The sequence below is a fragment of the Legionella tunisiensis genome (assembly GCF_000308315.1).
GTDB classification, from domain to species: Bacteria; Pseudomonadota; Gammaproteobacteria; order Legionellales; family Legionellaceae; genus Tatlockia; species Tatlockia tunisiensis.
In genome coordinates, this window is the sequence record NZ_CALJ01000165.1 from 1 (window position 1) to 4,960 (window position 4,960).

A 4,960-nucleotide genomic window follows, 5' to 3' on the forward strand; every position below is an offset into this window, starting at 1 on the left:
GCAGAATAACTAATACCAATACTTACTTAAAGTGTGAAAATCTGCAATACACGGGCTCTTTCAAAATACGGGGCGCGTTCAATAAATTGCTTTTGTTAAGTTCATCACAACAACAGCAGGGGCTTGTTACTGCTTCGTCTGGAAATCATGGGGCTGCGGTTGCTTTTGGTCTTCATAAATTACATCTTCCCGGCATGGTTTTTGTTCCAGAAAATACTTCTTGTACAAAGATAGAGAATATTCGTAATTACGATGCAGTCCTGGAGTTTTATGCTACCGATTGCATGCAAACTGAAATGTATGCTCGTCATTATGCCGAGCAACACAACATGATTTATATTTCGCCTTACAATGATCCACAAGTCATTGCTGGTCAAGGAACAATTGCTACGGAATTAGTTCGTCAATTAGATAAGATTGATGTGGTTTTGGTTCCCATTGGCGGCGGCGGGTTAATCGCTGGGATTGCTAGTTATTTGAAAGTTGTTTCACCAAAAACAAAAATTTATGGTTGCTTACCAAAGAATTCTCCTGTTATGGCTGAATCCATAAAAGCAGGACAAATTATAGATTTGGAAACCATAGCAACCCTTTCTGACGCAACAGCGGGTGGGATTGAACCAGATGCCATCACCTTTGAAATTTGCGAAAAATTGGTTGATGACTACATTCTGGTATCTGAAGAAGAAATGAAAGACGCGATTATTACCCTCATTAAAACGCAGCATCTTTTAATTGAAGGGGCAGCGGCTGTTGCTCTAGCTGCCCTTATCAAAAATGCCGAGCAATTTCATGCCAAAAATGTAGTGGTTATTCTAAGTGGTGGAAATATCAGCCTAGAGACCTTGAAGAAGGTATTTGATTAATATAAATGAAAATCATTACGTTGGCTGAGATAAAAGAATTACTTCATGGAGTGAATCTTATTCCCAAACTGAAAGAAGGTTTTATTGCTTATTCAATGGGAAATACCGTGATGCCACCGGTAGGGGAGTTGTGCTTTATTAGGCCACCAGGTGATGTGCATATCAAATATGGTTATATAACCGGTGATGAATTTTATGTGGTAAAAATAGCTTCAGGATTTTATGAAAATCCTAAATTAAACCTTCCTTCCAGTCATGGACTCATGTTGCTTTTTAGCCAAAAAACGGGCGTTTTGGAGGCTATTCATCCTTGATGAAGGGTATTTAACGGATATACGAACAGCAGTTGCGGGTGCAATTGCTGCCAAATACCTTGCCCCACGAATTGTTAATAGAATTGGAATCGTTGGTACAGGGACACAAGCGAGGTTACAACTTTATTTTTTGCAACAAATTATCTCCTGTAAAGATATCGTTGTATGGGGAAGAGATTGGACTAAGTTGTTAGAATTTCAAAATCAGGTGCAAAATGAAATCTGTCGAATCGAGATCACACAATCGATGGATGTATTAGCAAATAGTTGCAATCTCATTGTTACAACAACACCATCCTTTGTACCAATCCTTTTTGCAAATCAAATTAGAAAAGGTACTCATATTACTGCAGTTGGAGCTGATACACCGCTAAAACAAGAATTGGATGAAAACATCTTTGCTGCAGCAGAACTAATTGTGACTGATAGTATTTCGCAGAGTATTAAACGTGGTGATGCAGCGCATGCATTACGTAAAAAAATCATTACTAAAATGCAATTGATTGAGTTAGGAGCAATTATTGCTGGTCTGAAAAAGGACGTAGTAATGATCAGCAAATAACGATTGCTGATTTAACAGGCCTAGCGGTACAAGATTTACAGATTGCGAAGGCTGTTTATGAAAGAGCAATTAAAAACTCAGGGAGTTGATAAATTATTCTCTGTTTTTGTCGGAAGTATATAAAGCGCCAAATAAGTTAATAATTGAAAACCACCTTGTACCATGTGGTTTTCCTCCAGATCGAACTTCATGACTAGCTGGTCAGCGAGGAAAAAGCCAACCAGTAGCTAAGTGAGATAATAAATGCTATATCTGCCCTTTGTCTCCAGCATGCCGTTGGTTGATTCAAACCAGTACACGCCCAGCCAAAGGCGAGGGTAGAAATTAGTGACCACAGCAGAATTCCCGCGAAGCAAAGTGGAGGGAGCCAAAAAGGGGGATTGTACATCTTTAATGAGTCGACAAGAAAAGGATAGTTGGTATCTGGTGCCCAGCTTTTTTGTAATAAACCAAGGTGTGCCAGCAGGCCTACGATATCTGTCCAGAGCGCTATCAACCACCAAATAGCCCAAAAAACAATAATTATTTTTTTAAAAAACTCTGTGTTGGGATTTTTGTAAAAGCATAGTAAATAAATCAGCCATTTAATGATAGCAAGTTTATCTTGATTTGATTGAACTGTCTTCTCTTTGCAAAGAACGGATTATGATTGCGACATAAAAAATTGCGTCCTTTTTAAAAATAAGTATCATTAATCTTGATCACCAGAGGGAGTGATAGATTGAAAGGATTTCTAAATAATACAAAGCAATTAAGTAAGATTAGTTTTTTTACTGGTCTTTTAAGCGTCTCTTCTTCAGTTCATGCTGCTTTCCCTGTTTTTCCTCAAGGTCAGATTGAGTGGTCAGCTAATGCCCGTTTATCCGGGTTACAGACTAGTAATTCCATAGTAGTTAGGGGGGATTGATTTTAATGCCCTATAATAATTAACCCCATACGATTTCCATAAGCAAGCTATTTTATTTGGAATGAATGTGAAAGTGTAATTTCGTTGAATGAAGGTTGATAAGATGCATAAATATATCATGACGAACATATCCGTGCTTAGATGAATTAATTTTTTGGCTTAAATAATGAAACCAATTCGTGCTTTTTTGCTCTTGCCATACCCCAATCGACTCGGCATTTATTGGCAGAAGTGCTGACTTCAGCGCAGACCTATGTTCCTGTTACTGCAGTGCATTGGATGCATAGTGAAAACTTGCATATCACTCTACAATTTATGCCAGAGCTTCATCTTAAGGATATTGCACAACTTATTGAAAATGTTCGTAGTAGCTTAACCAATACACCTTCGTTTTATTTAGAATTGAAGGCTATGGAGTTTTTTCCGACGCCAACGCATCCGCGAATTATTTCTTTAGCAGTAGAACCAAGTGATTGTTTAACTCAACTGTCTGTAGCGATTGGTCAAGGAATCAAGGCAACCAATTACCCTGTTGAAGCCCGCGCGTTTCGGGGACATCTAACACTAGGTCGTTTACGGCGCGTTCATCATCAATCTTTTTCCTTGGAGCAAATTGAAATACCGGTTATTCCCAAGATATGGATTGATGAGATTTGTTTATTTGAAAGCAAACCAGGTAAGGAGCACTCTAATTATATTCCTTTAGCTCATCTTAATTTGAATAAACGCTGAATGATATGAGCATTATTCAAATTTTTGGAGGCGTTACTTTTACTTTGCAGATTAAAAAAGATAAATAATCACGCAATAAATAAAAAGTGGTTTGATAAGAAAATTAAAAACTAGAATTAACTGTAAAAAAGATCGTTTGAATGCCAGAGAATATGGCAGAGAGTAAGGAGATCGAGGTTTTGGTAGGGTTTGATATATAAAAACAGTGTAATCTGTTTAATGATGAAAATAGCTACTACACTGCAAAAAATTGCAATAAGATGCCTTAAGGCGAACAGCAGATCAAAATTTTTTTGTCCATAGCCTCTGGTTAGCGATTCAACTTATTTCTTTACAACTAATTCAGAAAGTAGGGCTTTGTCAAAACCTTGCAATGGTTTGCCGCTAATAGTTAGATATAGGGCACAATTAAAAATAGTATTAAAGGCTTTACTAATAATGATCCATAAAACAAGCAAACCGAGAATGATTGGTATATTGACTGGTAAGGATTGATTTGTTTCCTGAAAAAGATAGGCGACCAAGTAGAATATACCAATAATTGCTGCAACAAACAAAAACAAGATGAAATTTGCAGAGATCAACTTTCGCCAACCTTTACCAATGAGTTTAATTGAGTGTTTGAAAGCTGTAATCGGTCCCATGTTCTCAACAATCATAATCGGCAAAACGAAATAAGTAGTAATGGCCCAAGAAAAGCCAAAAATGGCTGAAAGAATATCAGCAACAATATCATGTGTTCGTTCTAAAGCATTAAGCAGTGCACATACTGTGGCGCTAATGAAGGTCCATTGCAGTAAAGGGCCAGTCTTTTTTAAAGTAAGAAAGAGGGCACGGAAAACGGTCATTTTATTTCCTTGCATACGTTCGATAACGCAAGTAATGAGTGAGGCGTTAAAGTAAAGAATGATAAAGGACAATAAAAATAAAAAGCAATAAGCCAATAATCAGGATGGCTACATTGGTTTGGTAATATTGGAGTAATACATCTATCTCCAAAAATGAGGCGCCCACTAGAGAGGCAATAATCACGAGCATTGCAACTAAGCTAAGTATGGGTAAGATGATTAAGTCCGGATTTTTTTCAAAAACTGCATACAGCAGATTAAGAAATCCCAAGAGCTTTTAAGACGTTGCATTAGACTCATGTTACACTCTTGCCAACTAGATTTCTTGTAGTATAGCTTATTTGCATTGAGTAAAAATACTCGTTGCTAAGAGCAAGCTTTTACGACTATTTAACAACGGCTAATGCCCAGATAATTATCTGTTAATAAGGGACTTCATTATGCAATCTGCAATTACAGCAATAGGAACTGCCAATCCGCCTTATAAACGCAGCCAGAAAGAGATTGCTGAAATCATTGGTATTAGTCTAAAACTTAATCCCGTTAAAAAAGATTATTAAAAGCTATTTATAAATCATCCGGAATTGATGAGCGCTATAGTGTATTGAGTGATTATTGTAAGTATGCCGGGGGAGTTTGTTTTTTTTAACCGGGAAGTTAAACGTAACGGGTAAAGAAAACGGGATTAGTACGTTAGTTAACGTTACGGTTAGTAAAGTCGTAAAGTAAGT

At 37.2% G+C, this 4,960-nt stretch carries 4 protein-coding genes and 2 pseudogenes; 4 read left to right on the forward strand and 2 right to left on the reverse strand.

Annotated features, from left to right (window positions below; genetic code table 11):
- From BN58_RS10240 to thpR, 4 genes and pseudogenes are all read left to right on the forward strand, one after another.
- Positions 1 to 866: threonine/serine dehydratase (locus BN58_RS10240; protein ID WP_019216738.1), on the forward strand; the 866-nt coding region annotated here is incomplete at its 5' end.
- 5 nt (positions 867 to 871) lie between these two features.
- Positions 872 to 1,180 carry a Rossmann-fold NAD(P)-binding domain-containing protein gene (locus BN58_RS31695; RefSeq protein ID WP_198009867.1) on the forward strand — a complete coding sequence of 103 codons (309 nt, stop codon included), beginning with the start codon at positions 872 to 874 and terminating at the stop codon, positions 1,178 to 1,180.
- Positions 1,122 to 1,831, forward strand: a pseudogene (locus tag BN58_RS31700) (hypothetical protein). Before BN58_RS31695 ends, BN58_RS31700 begins: the two are co-directional and overlap by 59 nt.
- Positions 1,832 to 2,841: 1,010 nt before the next feature.
- Positions 2,842 to 3,381 (forward strand): annotated as a pseudogene (thpR, locus tag BN58_RS10255) (RNA 2',3'-cyclic phosphodiesterase); the annotation flags it as partial.
- 323 nt (positions 3,382 to 3,704) lie between these two features.
- Here the strand turns inward: thpR and BN58_RS10260 are convergent.
- Both BN58_RS10260 and BN58_RS10265 read right to left on the reverse strand, forming a co-directional pair.
- Entirely contained in the window at positions 3,705 to 4,325 is a 621-nt protein-coding gene (locus BN58_RS10260) for a DUF6159 family protein (RefSeq protein ID WP_332247953.1), read from the reverse strand.
- Positions 4,276 to 4,500, reverse strand: a complete 225-nt coding sequence (locus BN58_RS10265) for a hypothetical protein (RefSeq protein ID WP_019216741.1) — start codon at positions 4,498 to 4,500, stop codon at positions 4,276 to 4,278. Before BN58_RS10265 ends, BN58_RS10260 begins: the two co-directional genes overlap by 50 nt.
- Positions 4,501 to 4,960: the final 460 nt, after the last annotated feature.

What these genes read in the sequence shown, in the direction of transcription:
- BN58_RS31695 (WP_198009867.1), top strand. Translation starts at nt 872, where the DNA reads ATGAAAATCATTACGTTGGCTGAGATAAAAGAATTACTTCATGGAGTG.